Here is a 13,747-nt window from a genome sequence, read left to right on the forward strand (position 1 = left end):
AAAGGCGGCTTGTTTGGGCCGCCTTTGTGCGTTGCCGGTTTCCGCATCCTGAGGCCGCCAGTCTTCAAACGACAGGGACGAACCACGATGACGATCACCCCGCTCATGCCCGTTTATGGCCGGTGCGAGGTTGCGCCTGTGCGAGGTGAAGGCTGTTATCTGTATGACGCCGAAGGGCGCGAATGGCTGGACATGGCCAGCGGTATCGCGGTCAATTGCCTGGGCCATGGCCACCCGCACCTGGTGCAGGCCATCCAGAAACAGGCCGCCACGCTGATGCACACCTCCAACCTCTACAAGGCGCCGGCGCAGGAGCATCTGGCCCAGCGCCTGGTGGAGCTGACCTTTGCTGATACGGTGTTCTTCACCAACAGCGGCGCCGAAGCGTTTGAATGCGCTCTCAAAACCGCGCTGTCCTATCATTATGCTGCCGGCAATCCGCACAAGCACCGGGTGATCACCTTCTCCAACGCTTTTCATGGCCGCACCATGGCGGCGATTTCCGCCACCGATCAGGAAAAGCTGCGCAAGGGTTTCGAGCCGCTACCGGACTGGTTCAAGGTGGTGCCGTTTGATGATCTCGCTGCTGCCGAAGCGGCCATCGACGACAGTGTTGGCGCCTTCATGGTGGAGCCGATCCAGGGCGAAGGCGGCATCCGCCCGGCGAGCGTGGAGTTCCTGACGGGCCTGCGCGCCCTGGCCGACAAGCATGGCCTGCTGCTGATCCTGGACGAAGTGCAGTGCGGCGTCGCCCGCACCGGCAAATTGTTCGCCCATGAGTTGTATGGCATCACGCCCGACATCATGGCGATCGCCAAGGGCATTGGCGGCGGCTTTCCGGTCGGTGCCTGCCTCGCCACCGAGAAGGCCGCCGCCGGCATGGTGATCGGCACCCACGGCAGCACCTATGGCGGCAATCCGCTCGCCATGGCGGCCTGCGAAGCCGTGCTGGACATCGTTGCCGAGCCGGCCTTCCTGGCGCAGGTGACTGAAATGGGCGCGCGTCTGACCCAGGCGCTGGAACAGATGATCCCCAATCATGATGATCTGTTCGAAAGCGTCCGCGGCAAGGGGTTGATGGTGGGCCTGAAGCTGAAGAGCGACAGCCGCGCGTTCGTCAGCCACGCCCGCAGCCACGGCCTGTTGATGGTCGCCGCCGGGGACAATGTGGTGCGCCTGCTGCCGCCGCTCACCATCGAGGAAAAGCATATCCGCGAATGCGTGGAGCGCCTGTCGGCCGCTGCGCGTTCCTATCAGCCGGCTGCCGCTGCCTGACCCATTGGCCGTGGGGCCTTGTGCCCCTGCTGTTGCAACACCCTTCCCCTTTGCCGGGGCGGGGAGGATATTTGAAAAATGCCGCATTTCCTTGATCTCGCCACTGCAACCCCTGCCGGCCTGCGGGCCATCCTGGATGATGCCCATGCCCGCAAGGCCGCGCGCGCCGGCTGGCCCAAGGGCCAGGTGGATGCCGATGCGCCGCTGGCCGGCCATGTGCTGGGCATGATCTTCGAAAAGCCCAGCACGCGCACCCGCTTTTCCTTCGACATGGGGGCCCGCCAACTGGGCGCAACCACGATCGTGTCGAGCGCTGGCGAGATGCAGCTGGGCCGCGGCGAGACCGTTGCCGATACCGCCCGCGTGCTGAGCCGGATGGTCGATGCGCTGATGCTGCGCACCAACAACCATGAAAAGCTGGAACAACTCGCCGAACATGCCACGATCCCGGTGATCAACGGCCTCACCGATCTTTCGCACCCCTGCCAGGTACTGGCCGACATCATGACCTTTGAAGAGCGTGCTGGCCGCCCGGTGACAGGTTCGACCTGGGCCTATGTCGGCGATGGCAACAACATGACCAATTCCCTGATCGAAGCCAGCTCTCTGCTGAAGTTCGATCTGAAAGTGGGCGTTCCACACGGGCTGGAGCCGGATTCGGGCGTGATGGCCACCGCCTGCGCGCGCGGCGGCTGCATCGATCTGGTGCACAGTGCCGAAGCGGCGGTGGAAGAGGCCGATGTCGTCGTCACCGATACCTGGGTGTCGATGGGCCAGGCCGATACCAAGGAAAAAATGGCGGCGTGCAAGCCTTTCCAGGTGAACGATGCGCTGATGGCCAAGGCAGCGCCGGGCGCCCTGTTCCTCCACTGCCTCCCGGCCCACCGCAACGACGAAGTGACCGACAGCGTGATGGACGGCCCAGCTTCGGCGGTGTGGGACGAGGCCGAAAACCGCCTGCACGTGCAAAAATCTATCCTGCTTTGGTGTTTGGGCAAATTGTGATGCTTGCTGAAGGGCTTGCTCCCACTGCCGATCGCACGCTCAGCTTCATGGTGCCGGCCCGCAACGCCCGCGGCATGGTGGTGCGGTTGGATGCGACGCTGAACGCCATATTGGCCGCGCACACCTATCCCGAACCCCTGATCCGGCTGCTGGCCGAAGCACTGACACTGACCGCACTGGTTGGCGCCACCATGCGACAGGACGATGGCCAGGTGACGGTGCAGGCTTCGGCCAAGGGCGGTGTGGTCGATCTGCTGGCCTGTGACTGGCGCGCCGGCGAGCTGCGCGGTTACATGAAGTATGACGATCAAATACCTGTTTTAGAAGGCATGTCGCTGCCCGAGTTGTTCGGCAAAGGCTATCTGGCGATCACCATTGACCAGGTGAGTTCGGAAGAACGCTGGCAGGGCATCGTGCCGCTGGAAGGCCACAGCCTGGCCGGCGCACTGGAAGGCTGGTTCAGCCAATCCGAACAATTGCCCACGCTGATGCGCATTGGCGTGGCCGGCAGCGCGGCGACCGGCTGGCTGGCTGGCGGCCTGTTGATGCAACACCTGGCGCGGTCCGAAATCGGCGGCGAGCGGCTGGATGCCGGTGAACAGCACCCGGATTGGGAACATGTCGCCGCGCTGGCCGCCACCACATCGGCCGAGGAATTGACCGACGCCGAATTGTCTGCCGAGCAACTGCTGTGGCGGCTGTTCCACGAAGAACAGGTGCGCGTGGTGCCCGGCCCCAAGCCGGTGAAGGGCTGCCGCTGTTCCGCCGCGCATATCAAGGATGTGCTGATGCGCTTCCCGGAAGCCGAACGCGCCAGCATGCGCGATGAAACCGGCGCGATTTCCGTGGATTGTCAGTTCTGCAGCCGCGTATTCGGGATCTCCGCATGAACAGGCTTGCGGTCGTGCTGCTGTCGGGCGGACTGGATTCCACCACGGTGGCCGCCATGGCCCATGCGCAAGGCTGGCGCATCCTGGCGCTGACCATCGATTACAACCAGCGCCACCGCATCGAGCTGGAACATGCCGCGCGGGTGGCTGAAGCCCTGGGTGCGGAGCGCCATATCGTGCTGCCGCTTGATCTCACCGGCTTTGGCGGATCGGCGCTGACGGCGGATATCGATGTGCCCAAGGGCGGCGTCGAACCCGGCATTCCGGTCACCTATGTGCCGGCGCGCAACACCATCTTCCTGTCCGTCGCGCTGGGCTGGGCGGAAGCGGCTGGCGCGCGCGACCTGTTCATTGGGGTCAACGCATTGGATTTCAGTGGCTATCCCGATTGCCGCCCGGAATTCATCGCCGCCTTCGAAGCCATGGCCAACACCGCCACCAAGGCCGGGGTGGAGGGCGAAGGCTTCAAGGTCCACACACCGCTGATGACGCTGGACAAGGCTGGCATCATCGCGGCGGCGCAAGCGGTGAACGCGCCGCTGCACCTAACCTGGTCTTGTTATGACCCGACACCGGCCGGCACCCCGTGCGGCCTGTGCGATTCTTGCCGCCTGCGCGCCAAGGGTTTTGCCGAGGCGGGCATCGCCGATCCGGCGCTATGAGTTACGCGGTCAAGGAATTGTTCCTCACCCTGCAGGGTGAAGGTGCGCAGACCGGGCGGCGGGCGGTGTTCCTGCGCTTTGCCGGCTGCAACCTGTGGGCGGGCCGCGAGCAGGACCGCGCCAAGGCGGTTTGCACCTTCTGCGACACGGATTTCGTCGGCACCGATGGGCCGGGTGGCGGCAAATTTGCCGATGCAGAGGCGCTGGCCGCTGCGGTCGCTGCCTGTTGGGGAGAGGCGGCCGAACACCGCCTCGTTGTCTGCACCGGCGGTGAGCCGCTATTGCAACTCGATGCGCCACTGGTCGAGGCGCTCCATGCGCGCGGGTTCGAAATTGCCATCGAGACCAACGGCACGCAGGTGCCGCCCCCCGGCATCGACTGGATCTGCGTTTCGCCCAAGGCCGATGCGCCGCTGGCGCTGACGACCGGGAACGAGCTGAAACTGGTCTATCCGCAGCCCAAGGCGATGCCGGAGCGTTTCGAGGCCCTCGATTTCCAGCATTTCTTCCTGCAGCCGATGGATGGGCCGAACCAAGCCGAGAATATCCAGGCCGCCATCGCTTACTGCCTCGCTCACCCGAAATGGCGGCTGAGCCTGCAGACCCATAAGCTGACGGGGATGCCCTGAGGCCTCAGCGCGCCACCGTCACCTTGGCCTTCTCCCGCGCCATCCAGTCCCGCATCTCTGCTTCCATCACCGGCAACGGCACCGATCCCAGGCCCAGCAGCGTGTCGTGGAAACGGCGCAGGTCAAAGCCGGCGCCCAGCGTCGTCTCGGCTTCGACGCGCAGTTTACGGATGCTCATCTCGCCCAGCTTGTAAGCCAGTGCCTGCCCCGGCCAGCTGATGTAGCGATCCACCTCGATCTCGATATCGTGGCGGGCCAGCGCGGTGTGCTCTTCGAGATAGGCAATCGCCTGATCGCGGCTCCAGCCCATCAGGTGCAGGCCGGTATCGACCACGAGCCGGCTGGCGCGCCAGTTTTCAAAGCTGGCGCGGCCGAATTCTTCATAGGGATTGCGATACATGCCAAGCTCACGGCCGAGATACTCGGTGTAGAGTCCCCAACCCTCGCCATAGCCGGAGAAGTAGGTCTGACGGCGGAAGGGCGGCGCGGCTGGTGCCTCCAGCGCCATGGCGCCCTGGTGGCTGTGGCCGGGCACACATTCGTGCAGGGTGAGCGCGGTGAGCATGAACAGCGGCCGCGATTTCAGATCATAGGTATTCATGTAGCAGGCATCGAGCCCGCCGCGACCAGAGGTGTAGGTGGGCGCAATCGCATCCGCCACGGGCCGGAGCGTGAAGCGGTGGCGCGGCAGCGTGGTGAAAATGTCCTTCAACTTCCCATCCATGCGCTTGATCACATAGGAGGAGAAGCCCAGCAGCTCATCCGGCGTGCGGGCATAGAATTGCGGATCGGTGCGAAGAAAGACCAGGAAATCCTTGTATTCGCCTTTAAAACCAGATTGAACCATGGCGGCGCGCAGATCGGCATCGATGCGCGCCACTTCCTTGAGGCCGATCTGGTGGATGGCATCGGGCGTCAGATCGGTGGTGGTGAATTCCTTCACCTGATCGCGATACCAGGCAACGCCATCGGGCAGATCGCGCGCGGCAGTGCTGGCGCGGGCGCCGGGCAGATATTCGGTGCGCAGGAAGGCCAGCATCCGCGTTTGTGCCGGATTGACGATGGTCTCGATCACCTCGCGGGCTTCGGCGCGAAGCTGGTCCTGCTCGAACGCCGGAATCGACGCCGGCATCAGCGTGAACGGCGCGTAGAACGGGCTATCCTTGCCCGGCTTGATCTGATTGGCCAGCGTCGCGTCACGGCCCTTCATGGTGACGGCCGGCGGGGTAAAGCCCCGCTTCATGCCCGAGCGCATGTTAGCGGCATGTTCATCAAACCAGCGCGGAATGTCACGCATCCGGCTGATATAGTTGCGATACTCCGGCACCGAACGGAACGGAACCTGAGCCGGCAGATAGTTCCACACATTCACGTCGCTGTTGATCGGCATCTCATAGCTGCGCCACTTGATGCCCACCACTTCGGCCCGCAGCGATTCGGCCAGCACCGCCTTGTTCAAGCGCTCCGCAGGGGACAGTTCGGCATCGGGAATGGCCGCGATTTGATCAAGCACGCCCTGCCATTGGCGCTGGCGTTCCGCCTGGCAGGCCGGAGTCACGCAGGGCAGACGCGGGCCGGGCCTGGTATCCAGACCATCCTCCACCTGGCCGGTCTGCGCCAGGCGCCATTGCCATTCGGCAGTATAAACGGCCTTCAGCCGTTGATCCGCCGTCTGGGCCTGAGCAGCGCCTGCCAGAAGCAGTGCGGTGATGATCGTGCGAATCATGTCTTTCCCCCTCAGAAATTTCAGCCGCGGCCACGATAGGTGGGCACGCCCTGATCGGGCAGCCACAGGCCGTCCGGCACCGGGCCGGATTGCCAGAAAACGTCGATCGGGATGCCGCCGCGCGGATACCAATAGCCCCCGATGCGCAGCCATTTCGGCTTCATCTCGGCCACAAGGCGCTGGCCAATGCCCACGGTGACATCCTCATGGAAGCCGGCGTGGTTGCGGAACGCGCCGAGGAAAAGCTTCAAGGCCTTTGATTCAACAATCGTTTCATCCGGCACATAGTCGATGACGATATGGGCAAAATCCGGCTGTCCGGTCACCGGGCAAAGCGAGGTGAATTCCGGGCAGGTAAAGCGCACCAGGAAAATCGCACCCGGCCGCGGGTTGGGCGGATAATCCAGCACCGCCGCTTCCGGACTGGCCGGCAAGGCGCTGCTCTGGCCCAAATGCAACACGTCCACCACTTAATCTCTCCATGCTGTAACAAAGCGCGTATCATGGATGACTATGGGGGTGACATGCGCTGCCTGCGCAATTATGTCACGCCCCATAACGCCCAAGTTGATGACGCGTAGGGAGTGCCGCATGAACCTTCTGGTGTCCACTGACTGGCTTGCCGCAGAGATGGGCAAATCCGATCTGCGTATCATTGACGCCACGTTGTTCCTGCCCGCCCATGGCCGCAACGCCCGCGCCGAATTCGAAGCAGCCCATATTCCCGGCGCGGTGTTCTTCGACATCGAGGAAGTGTCGGACACCGCGAACCCACTGCCCACCATGCTGCCGCCGGCGGAGAAATTCGCTTCGCGTTGTCAGGCGCTTGGGCTGGGCGATGGCAGCCGGATCGTGGTGTACGACAACAGCCCGCTGAAATCATCGGCACGGCTCTGGTGGATGCTTGGCCTGTTCGGCGCGCATGAAGTGGCCATATTGGACGGCGGCTTTCCCAAGTGGCAGGCTGAAGGCCGCCCGGTGGAAAGCGGCAAACCGATCGTGCGCCACCGCCATTTCACCGTGTGGGCCGACAAGGCGCTGGTGCGCGACATGGCCCAGATGACCGACAATCTGCGCAGCAAGGCCGAACAAGTGGTCGATGCGCGTGGTGCCGGCCGCTTTACCGGTGCCGAACCGGATCCGCGCCCCGGCGTGCGACCCGGCCACATTCCCGGTTCGAAGAACATCCCCTATTCGGCGCTGTTCAACGAAGATGGCACCTACAAGGCCCCGGCCGACATCAAGGCGCTGTTTGATGCGGCCGAAATCGATCTGAGCAAGCCGCTGGTGGCCACCTGTGGTTCCGGCATCACCGCGCCGGTCGTGGCCTTTGGCGCGGCACTGGTGGGCAAGCCCACTGTTGCCGTTTACGATGGTAGCTGGAGCGAATGGGGCGCCAATCCGCATAACCCGGTGGTAACGGGCGCGTGACAGCCCGATGACTGCGAGGCGTCCGCCGCGGCCTGATCTTTCGGAACTTGGACTGGGGACTCGTCTCGCCCAGGCCGGCCGCGACCATGCGGTAGACATGGTCAATCCGCCGGTCGCGCGGGCGTCCACCATCCTGTTCGAAAATCTCGCCGATCTCGATCGGGCGCTGAAAGACCCTGATGCCGGGCTCTATTACGGCCGGCGTGGCACCCAGACCCATTGGGCACTGGAAGATGCGCTCACCCAGCTGGAGCCGGGCGCAGCGGGCACCAAGCTGTTCCCGTCGGGCGTGGCGGCGATCACCACCAGTCTGCTGAGCTGCCTGAAGGCCGGTGACGAGCTGCTGATCACCGACAGCGCCTATGAGCCGAGCCGGACATTTGCTGATCATCTGCTGGGGCCGCTGGGCATCACCACCCGCTATTTTGATCCGCGCTGCGGCGGCGAAATCGCTGATGTGATATCTGAACAGACCAAGGCCATCCTGCTGGAATCACCTGGCTCCCTGTCGTTCGAAATCCAGGACGTGCCGGCGATTACAGCAGTTGCCCGGGCCCACGGCATCACCACGCTGATCGACAACACCTGGGCAACCCCGCTGCGGCTGCAACCGCTGGCGCTTGGTGTGGACATCAGCATTCAGGCGCTCACCAAATATGTTGCCGGCCACAGCGACGCGATGATGGGCAGCGCCACCGCAACGCCGGCGCTGTGGCCCGGCCTGAAGGCGGCGGCGTACCGGCTCGGCCATTTCGTTTCCGCCGATGATTGTGCGCTGGTGCTGCGTGGTCTGCGCACGCTGGAATTACGGCTGGATCGGCACGAGCAATCGGCCTTGAAGATCGCGCGTTGGCTGGAGACCCACCCGGCCGTGGAGCGCGTGTGGCATCCGGCCTTGCCCTCGCACCCTGATCACGCGCTATTCTGTCGTGATTTCAGTGGTTCAACCGGGTTGTTTGCCATGGTGCTCAAACAGGGCAGCCGGCCGCACACTGCGGCGCTGATCGACGGCCTCCAGCATTTCGGGATCGGTTTTTCCTGGGGCGGCTATGAATCGCTGGCGCTGCCGGTCGAGCTGGACCGCATCCGCACCGCCACGCAAACACCCCTGCCCGGCCCGATCGTTCGGCTGTCGATCGGGTTGGAAGACGCGGACGATCTGATCGCTGATCTCGATGCCGGATTGGCACGGTATCAGGCGCAGTTTTAGTCCACATCCTCCACGTCGACCGCTTCACCGGTCACCCGCTGTGACAGCGCCGCCGCCATGAACGGATCAACGTCGCCATCCAGCACGTCACTGGGGCTGGTGGAGGTGACGCCGGTGCGCAGGTCCTTCACCAGCTGGTAGGGCTGCAGCACATAGGAACGGATCTGGTGGCCCCAGCCGATATCGGACTTGCCGGCTTCGGTCTTGGCGATTTCGGCCTCGCGGATGGCGAGTTCACGTTCATACAGGCGCGCCTTCAGCATCTTCATCGCGGTGGCGCGGTTCTTATGCTGGCTTCGCTCATTCTGGCAGGCGACGATCACGCCGGTGGGCACGTGCGTGATGCGCACGGCGGAATCGGTGGTGTTCACGTGCTGGCCGCCGGCGCCAGAGGCGCGATAGGTATCGATCTTGAGATCGGATTCCTTGATGTCGATGTCGATTTCATCGTCCACCTGCGGATAGACCCACACGCTGGCAAAGCTGGTGTGCCGCCGCGCCGCGCTGTCGTATGGGCTGATGCGCACCAAACGGTGGACCCCGCTCTCGGTCTTGGCCCAGCCATAGGCCTGGGCGCCCTTCACCAGAAGGGTGGCGTTCTTGATGCCGGCGGTTTCACCCGAGTTGAAGTCCATCAACTCAACCTTGTAGCCGTGTTTTTCGGCCCAGCGCTGATACATGCGCAGCAACATCGAGGCCCAATCCTGGCTTTCGGTGCCACCAGCGCCGCTGTTGATTTCGATATAAGTGTCGTTGTTGTCGGCTTCGCCCGACAGCAAGGCGGCCACCTTGTCCATCTCCGCCTTCGCGGCCAGCGCCTGCAGAGCCGCAACGCCATCATCGGCCAGCGCCTCGTCCCCTTCCATTTCGGCGAGCTCGATCAACTCGCGCGTATCGGCCAGGTCACGCTCGATCGTACGGGTGGCGGTGATGGATTCGTCCAGCCGACGACGCTCGGTCATCAGCGCCTGGGCGGCCTTGGGATTGTCCCACAGCTTCGGGTCTTCAACCCGCGCGTTCAGTTCATCGAGACGGCGAAGGGCGCGATCCCAGTCAAAGAGACCTCCTCAGCAGGTCCAGCGCCTGCTTGATCTGGAGGGTAGCGTTTTCGGCTTCGGCTCGCATCACATGTTCCAGTGAAACAACGAAGCGGCGGGATAGAGGCACAAGCGCGCCTGCGCAAGATGGCGTGTCAGTAGATACCGCCTTCGGATTCCAGGAATTCGGCATCCGAACGGATCGGGCCGGCGCTCCGCCTGTCGAACAGATCGGCGGCGCGGTTGATGCGGCGCGGTTCGCTGTCGGGCTTGAAGGCCTCCCAGATCACCACAGGGCGGTACCCGGGATCGGGCCACACGCCAAACACGCGCTTGCCTGAACGTCGATCAATGCGGACCATGCGTACGCCGGGCGGAATGGCAAACGGCAGAGTTGGCCAATCCTTCAGCGCCACCTGCCCCCATTGCCGCCAGATCGGCGCCGCCGTGGTGCCGCCCTGAGCATAACCACCCAAACTGCGCGGCTGATCATAGCCAAGATAGAGGCCGGCCACGACATCCTGCGTGCCGCCGACGAACCACACATCATTGGGGCCGTTGGTGGTGCCGGTCTTTCCGGCGAGCGGCCGGTTCAGCGGCAGCAGCGCGGTGCCGGTGCCGCGCTGGATGACACCCTCCATCACGTGCAGGATCTGAAAAGCGGTGCGCGCATCCATCACCTGTTCGATGCGGCCCTGCGGGCGCGGCATCGGCCCGCCGTTCCAATCAGGCGCGTTGCAGCCGGGGCAGCCGCGGTTGTCGCGCCGCCAGATCACCTTGCCCGAGCGGTCCTGCACATAATCGATCAGGCCCGGCTCCAGCTTGCGGCCCTGGTTGAAGATCTGGGCATAGGCGTTGGTGAGCTTCATCACCGTGGTTTCACCCGCCCCCAGCGCGATCGACAGCACCGGCTGATAATCACCGACGCCCAGCGCCTTGGCCTGGGCAGTGATGCGATCCATGCCGGTCGCATCGGCAATGCGCACCGTCATCAGGTTGCGCGATTGTTCCAGGCCCCAGCGCAGGGTCTGCGGGCCAGCGCTGCGCATATTATTGAAATTCTTGAAGCATTTCGTACCCAGCAGTTTCGTCTGGAACACGCAGTATGAACCATCCACCACGATGCTGGCTGGGGTGAAGCCATTGTCCATCGCAGTGGCATAGACAATCGGTTTGAACGTCGATCCGGGCTGGCGATTAGCCTGGGTGGCGCGGTTGAAGGCCTGGGCGCGGGCATCGAAGCCGCCCACCATGGCCCGCACGCGGCCCGTCGCCACCTCCTCGGCCACGAAGCCGCCCGAAATCTCCGGCGGCTGCCGCAGCACCCAACCAGCGGGCGTACGGGCAACGGCGATCACATCGCCGGGGCGCAGCACCTGCGCGGCCGACCGGTTGGAACCGCGATACGGACGCGCGGCGTTGCGGCCCGGCAGCGTGCCACTGCTGCCATCGGTGAAGCCGATCACGCTGTCATTGCCCTGCTTGGCCAGCACCACCGCCTTGGCCCATTGGCGATAGCCCAACGCCACCGGCGTGCCAGACAAGCGCCCCGGCCAGCCATCTCCCATCTCGATACGCGCCACTGGCCCCCGCCATGGGCGGCCGGCTTCATAACGGGTCATGCCATCGCGCATCGCCTGTTCGGCAGCGGCCTGCATCAGCGGATCGAGCGAGGTGCGAATCCAGAGCCCGCCGCCATAGACACTGTTGGTTCCGTTTTCCTGTGCCTCGCCAAATTGCGCGATCAGGGTGCGGCGCACATCCTCGATGAAATAATCGTCGCGCGGGCGCGGCAGCGCGCGATTGGGAATGGCCTCAAGCGGCCTGGCGGCCGCCGCAGCGCGTTCGGCTTCGGTGATGAAATCATTGGCCGCCATCTGGCGCAGCACATAATCGCGCCGGCCCAGCGCGCGTTCACGGCGACGAATGGGATCATAAGTGGAAGGCGCCTTGGGCAATATGGCCATGAACGCCATCTGCGCCAGATCGAGCCCATCGACCGATTTGCCGAAATAGGCCTGGGCAGCAGCTTCCACGCCATAGGCGTTGCGGCCAAGGAAGATCTGGTTAAGGTAGATTTCAAGGATTTGCTGCTTCGACAGCGCGGCTTCCAGCCGGCGAGCCAGGATCGCTTCCCTGATCTTGCGCCATAAGCTGACTTCGTTGCCGACCAGGCTCTTGGCCACCTGCTGCGTGATGGTGGAGGCGCCAACCGGGCGCGCATCGGAAAACAGCGATTCGATGTTGGTGAAGACGGCCGAGACAATGCCCAGCCAATCAATGCCGCCATGTTCAAAGAAGGTTTTGTCTTCAGCGGCGATATAGGCCTGCACCAGGCGCGGCGGCAATTCGGCATAGGGCACGAAGATGCGGCGCTCGCGGGTGTAGCTGGTGACAATGACACCGTTCACATCGCGCACGGTGGAGGGCAGCGCCGGGGTGAAGCTGGCCAGTTCGGCTTCACTGGGCAGGCCTTTGGTCGCCTGCCAATAGAAGAAGCCGGCCAGCAGCAGCGGCAAGCCAATCAGCAACAGAAGACGATTGCGGGTCACAGCTGGAGGGATAGCGGCGGGCGGCGATGCTGGGAAGTCACTTCCCGGTCAGGTGGCGTTCGATGGCGCGGGCGATGCCGCGGGCCATGCGGCGGCGGCCATCGCTGGAGAACAGCCGCTCGGCATCGGACTTGTTGGTGACATAGCCGGTTTCGAGCAGCACCGACGGCACGTCGGGCGCCTTCAAGACGGCGAAAGCGGCGAAATGGTGGAATTCACCACGAAAGCCCACCTCCTGTTCCTCAAGCCCGTCCTGCAGTGTGTCGGCGAACTGCACGGAGACATTGTTGGTGGCGCGCCGGGCGAGATCGACCATGATCTCCCCCACTTCCGGCGCCTCCACACCCAGATTGACCCCGCCGATGATATCCGCCTTGTTTTCGCGGGCCGCGAGGCGCTCGGCGATGGCATCGCTGGCCACGGCAGACAGGGTATAAACTGAAGCGCCGCGTGCCTGATCGTTGGGTGCGCTGTCGGCATGGATAGAGATGAACAGATCGGCGCGGGCGTCACGGGCGATGCGGACACGGCCGCCCAAGGGGATGAACCGGTCTTCATCGCGGGTCAGCTTCACCCGCACCCGGCCGCCTTCCCGCAGGATGCGGGCGGCCTCGCGGGCAATGGCCAGTGTGATGTCCTTCTCATAACCACCCGTCACTGCGATGGCGCCGACATCCTTGCCGCCGTGGCCAGCATCGATCACCACAAGCGGCTTGCCGCCTGATCGGGATTTGACGCCGCTGCGAATGGCGGGTGGTTCGGCGGGCGGCATGGGCGGCGCAGCGACGGGCAATTCGGCTGGCGCTGACGGTTTCTCGGCCGCCGCCTCTGCCGTCTTTGCGGGTTCGGCGCGCGATCGGCCGAAATCGGTCGGCAGGCTGAAACTGCCCGTGGCCGGCGTGGGCGGCGGCGGCGGGCCGTCACTGCGCAGCAACGGCAAGGGCCGGCGCCCGCGCGCCACAGCCGCCACAAACACGTCAGGAGGGGCGCGTTCCAGCACCAGCGTGACCTGGTTGCCCTGTGCCCGCGCCTCCCGAATGATCACCGGCGCTTTCAGATCGATCACCAGCCGCGCGGTACCCGGCGCAAACATGGCAGCGCGCAAAGCAGAAACGCTGTTGCTGCCCGGCGCCGAGAGGCCGGGTTGGACGACGCCAACAAAATCGACCACCAGCCGGAACGGATCGCTCAGTGCAAAGGCCTGCGCCGCCGGCAATGGCCCATCGGCGGTGATGATCACCCGGCCCGGCTGGCTTTCCAGCGCAATGATACGCGCCGCCCACAGCGGAGCGGCCCACAACAGGCACAGGATCAACAAGAGGCGACGCAC

At 64.2% G+C, this 13,747-nt stretch carries 12 protein-coding genes; 7 read left to right on the forward strand and 5 right to left on the reverse strand.

Annotation, left to right across the window (positions count from 1 at the left end):
* The first annotated feature begins 87 nt into the window (after positions 1-87).
* The 5 genes from G566_RS0101810 to queE all read left to right on the forward strand — a co-directional run bounded on the left by G566_RS0101810 (position 88) and on the right by queE (position 4,461).
* The gene (locus G566_RS0101810; RefSeq protein ID WP_022678969.1) at positions 88-1,275 is read left to right on the forward strand and encodes an aspartate aminotransferase family protein; all 1,188 of its coding nucleotides are present in this window, start codon (positions 88-90) and stop codon (positions 1,273-1,275) included.
* A gap of 78 nt (positions 1,276-1,353) precedes the next feature.
* Positions 1,354-2,280, forward strand: a complete 927-nt coding sequence (argF, locus tag G566_RS0101815; protein ID WP_022678970.1) for an ornithine carbamoyltransferase — start codon at positions 1,354-1,356, stop codon at positions 2,278-2,280.
* A complete protein-coding gene (hslO, locus tag G566_RS0101820) occupies positions 2,280-3,170 on the forward strand; it encodes an Hsp33 family molecular chaperone HslO (protein WP_022678971.1) in 891 nt (296 codons plus the stop codon). The genes argF and hslO overlap by 1 nt, the downstream gene beginning before the upstream one ends.
* The gene (gene queC, locus G566_RS0101825; protein ID WP_022678972.1) at positions 3,167-3,832 is read left to right on the forward strand and encodes a 7-cyano-7-deazaguanine synthase QueC; all 666 of its coding nucleotides are present in this window, start codon (positions 3,167-3,169) and stop codon (positions 3,830-3,832) included. Before hslO ends, queC begins: the two co-directional genes overlap by 4 nt.
* A complete protein-coding gene (gene queE / locus G566_RS0101830) occupies positions 3,829-4,461 on the forward strand; it encodes a 7-carboxy-7-deazaguanine synthase (RefSeq protein ID WP_022678973.1) in 633 nt (210 codons plus the stop codon). Before queC ends, queE begins: the two co-directional genes overlap by 4 nt.
* 4 nt (positions 4,462-4,465) lie before the next feature.
* Here the strand turns inward: queE and G566_RS0101835 are convergent, their stop codons facing one another.
* Together G566_RS0101835 and queF are read right to left on the reverse strand one after the other, a co-directional pair.
* On the reverse strand, positions 4,466-6,187 hold the full coding sequence (locus G566_RS0101835) for a DUF885 domain-containing protein (protein WP_022678974.1): 1,722 nt from the start codon (positions 6,185-6,187) through the stop codon (positions 4,466-4,468).
* Between the two features lie 20 nt (positions 6,188-6,207).
* Positions 6,208-6,654 (reverse strand): preQ(1) synthase, encoded by a 447-nt coding sequence (gene queF / locus G566_RS0101840; RefSeq protein WP_207789904.1) that lies wholly within the window; start codon positions 6,652-6,654, stop codon positions 6,208-6,210.
* Positions 6,655-6,778: 124 nt separating this feature from the next.
* Between queF and sseA the strand changes: the two genes are divergently transcribed.
* Both sseA and metC read left to right on the forward strand, forming a co-directional pair.
* Positions 6,779-7,618: a 3-mercaptopyruvate sulfurtransferase gene (gene sseA / locus G566_RS0101845; protein ID WP_022678976.1), complete on the forward strand. Its 840-nt coding sequence runs from the start codon at positions 6,779-6,781 to the stop codon at positions 7,616-7,618.
* Positions 7,619-7,625: 7 nt separating this feature from the next.
* Positions 7,626-8,828 (forward strand): cystathionine beta-lyase, encoded by a 1,203-nt coding sequence (gene metC / locus G566_RS0101850; RefSeq protein WP_051135898.1) that lies wholly within the window; start codon positions 7,626-7,628, stop codon positions 8,826-8,828.
* On the opposite strand, the gene prfB is transcribed toward metC, so the two are convergent.
* The 3 genes from prfB to G566_RS13200 all read right to left on the reverse strand — a co-directional run bounded on the left by prfB (position 8,825) and on the right by G566_RS13200 (position 13,747).
* Positions 8,825-9,953, reverse strand: a protein-coding gene (gene prfB, locus G566_RS0101855) for a peptide chain release factor 2 (RefSeq protein ID WP_156874392.1) whose coding sequence is annotated in 2 segments (ribosomal slippage) — positions 8,825-9,883 and positions 9,885-9,953 — 1,128 coding nt in all. Because the reading frame shifts where the segments join, the coding sequence is not laid out codon by codon here. The two genes, metC and prfB, sit on opposite strands and share 4 nt — an antisense overlap.
* 67 nt (positions 9,954-10,020) lie before the next feature.
* The gene (locus tag G566_RS0101860) at positions 10,021-12,417 is read right to left on the reverse strand and encodes a penicillin-binding protein 1A (protein WP_022678979.1); all 2,397 of its coding nucleotides are present in this window, start codon (positions 12,415-12,417) and stop codon (positions 10,021-10,023) included.
* Positions 12,418-12,454: 37 nt separating this feature from the next.
* The gene (locus tag G566_RS13200) at positions 12,455-13,747 is read right to left on the reverse strand and encodes an N-acetylmuramoyl-L-alanine amidase (RefSeq protein WP_022678980.1); all 1,293 of its coding nucleotides are present in this window, start codon (positions 13,745-13,747) and stop codon (positions 12,455-12,457) included.

The organism is Sandarakinorhabdus limnophila DSM 17366 (assembly GCF_000420765.1).
In the GTDB taxonomy this organism is placed as follows: domain Bacteria; phylum Pseudomonadota; class Alphaproteobacteria; order Sphingomonadales; family Sphingomonadaceae; genus Sandarakinorhabdus; species Sandarakinorhabdus limnophila.